Genomic DNA, 2214 nt, shown 5'->3' with positions numbered 1-2214 from the left:
GCCTTACGCGGCATCGCCGATCGCTTGCCCTTGAATGATTCCAGGATAAACGTCTCGTCGCCTTCGACGATCCCCGACAAGGCGTGGGGTTTGTCTCTGGCCAGCGCTTCAAGAAACCTGTGTCGCCACCTAAAGGCCGTGGTGTAATGCACACCGCACCGTTTTGCCGCCTTCGCCGTGCTGACACCCTCGATCATGGCCCCGGCTTGTGTGGCCCATTTTTCCTTGTGCCGCAGACCAGCCAGCGGCGTTTTCGTGAGGGCATTGAACGTGCGCCGGCAGGTCTTGCAGCGATAGCGTGGCAGATCCGCAGACTGACCCCAACGCACAACGTCGCGGCCGTCACAATGGGGGCAGCCGACGCTATCCACGCGCCGCTGCCCGAGTTCAGCCACGCCTTCCGCGGCAATTGGGCTCGATGCCAGCGCGGCAGGCAACACCATTGCAACCGATCGTTCATCAGCGCTCGGCAGGTCGATGCGCGCCATCATAAAATCCTGCGATACGTCAGCTTCTTCAACATGGCTGTCCGACGCCTCCGAAAGAGCCAGAGCCTGCCATGTCCGTCGCCGCTGAGGAAAGGTCAGCGAACCAATCCGCCCGAGCCAGGATTCGAAATCCGCCACGTCCATGATCGTCTCCTCACGTCAAACCAGACTCTCGTAGCCAATTTCAACAGCCAACGCCATAAGAGCCGAATTATTAGAATCGGGTCACAGGAGTTCGGCCCGAATCCGATCAATAAGATTTCTGCGATCGGCGCGGGCAAGAAGAGCCTGTTCCATGTTGACCTTGATGAAGCGAGTAGGCGTATGTGGTTGCATCTGGCCAATCAAATCCATATCGGCCGACACTACCGTGCCGAGCATAAAGTAACCACCGCCTGAGACCGCATCCCGGTGCAGGATGATCGGCTCGGTACCGCCAGGAACCTGGATAGATCCGTAGGGATAGCAGCTGTCGACTATGTTGGATGGATCCGACCCCGCACCGAATGGTTGTTGGCGTTCAACAAATTCGAGTTTACGGCCACCCCGGAAGCGGTAGCCCATGCGATCGGCTTCTGGCGCCACCTTCCACTCGTCATTGAAGAAATTGATCCCGGAGTTCTCAGTGATCCGCTGCCAGTACAGTCCCGGAAGGACTCGCAGTTCTGCTGGCATGGAGGGTTTTCTGCGTAATTTTTCGGAAACGCTTCGCCCTGGCACAACACTCCGCGCTTCGCCGATGGGCAGTTTGTCACCGGCGGCGATTGCTCGCCCGCCAACGCCGCCTAGCGCACCGATCGCATACGTCGAGCGGCTGCCTAGCGCTTCCGGTACATCAATACCGCCCGAAACGGCAATATAAATACGTGCCCCTCCAACGAGGTAATCGAATTCGAGCACCTGCCCCGCCCGGATCTCGAACGCAGTCCAACCCGGTTTTTCTTCGCCGTCGACGCGCGCGGGCATCTGCGCACCCGTGACTGCCACTATAGCATCGGAGGTGAATGCTAGTTTCGGTCCGATGAAAACCGCTTCAAGACAAGCAGCGCCTTCGTCATTGCCTACGAGAAGATTGGCTGCGCGCAACGACAGCCGATCCATCGCCCCGCCGATCGGAATGCCAAGATGGAAATACCCTGGCCGGCCTAGGTCCTGGACAGTTGTCGAGAGACCAGGGTGGAGGACCTCAATGGCCATTGAGCGCTCCCTCCAACTTCTTGTTATACGCGTCGATGTCTGACTGGAAGTCTCGCAGGTCAAAGCGGACGTTTGAAATCGGTGGCGCGAACTTTCCCGACTCAACGTCTGCGACCGCCTGATCGTACTCATCACGACCAATTGACCTGAACTTCACGATATCGCCTGGTTTAAAGAAGACCATAAAGTCATGCAAATATGAAGTTTTCTGGGTTGAATCAAAGATCGGCATAGGTGTTATACCGAACATCTGGTAGCCACCGGCGCCACGCACAGAATAGATGCAGCTGAAACAGCCACCATATCCGACAGTAAGTTTCGGCGTATCAGTGCGCGGCCTGAGATATTTAGGCACTTCGATTTGCCGCTGCCGCTCAACCATCTGGTACATAAAGGGAAGCCCCGCAACGAATCCGACCATCGAGACGAACCAGGGCGAACCGGAGTGTGCGGAGATGAACTCGTCCACTGAGGCATACTCATTGATCCGCGCCGCATATTCCAGGTCTGTCGCATTCGGATCCTGATG

The 2214-nt window shown here is 57.2% G+C and carries 3 protein-coding genes; all 3 read right to left on the bottom strand.

Translation table 11 applies throughout. From position 1 onward, the window contains the following. Positions 1-632, bottom strand: a 632-nt coding sequence (locus ACP5E6_RS18555; protein ID WP_427956865.1) for a transposase, incomplete at its 3' end; no start/stop codon positions are given. 81 nt (positions 633-713) lie between these two features. Next, positions 714-1685: a biotin-dependent carboxyltransferase family protein gene (locus ACP5E6_RS18550; protein WP_427956863.1), complete on the bottom strand. Its 972-nt coding sequence runs from the start codon at positions 1683-1685 to the stop codon at positions 714-716. Next, on the bottom strand, positions 1675-2214 hold a 540-nt coding region (locus tag ACP5E6_RS18545), incomplete at its 5' end, for a 5-oxoprolinase subunit B family protein (RefSeq protein WP_427956861.1). The genes ACP5E6_RS18545 and ACP5E6_RS18550, both read right to left, overlap by 11 nt.

Source organism: Acidiphilium sp., from assembly GCF_049977125.1.
Taxonomy (GTDB): domain Bacteria; phylum Pseudomonadota; class Alphaproteobacteria; order Acetobacterales; family Acetobacteraceae; genus Acidiphilium.
The sequence above is the reverse complement of the archived record's forward strand: the minus strand, read 5'-3'. Positions and strand labels throughout refer to the sequence as shown.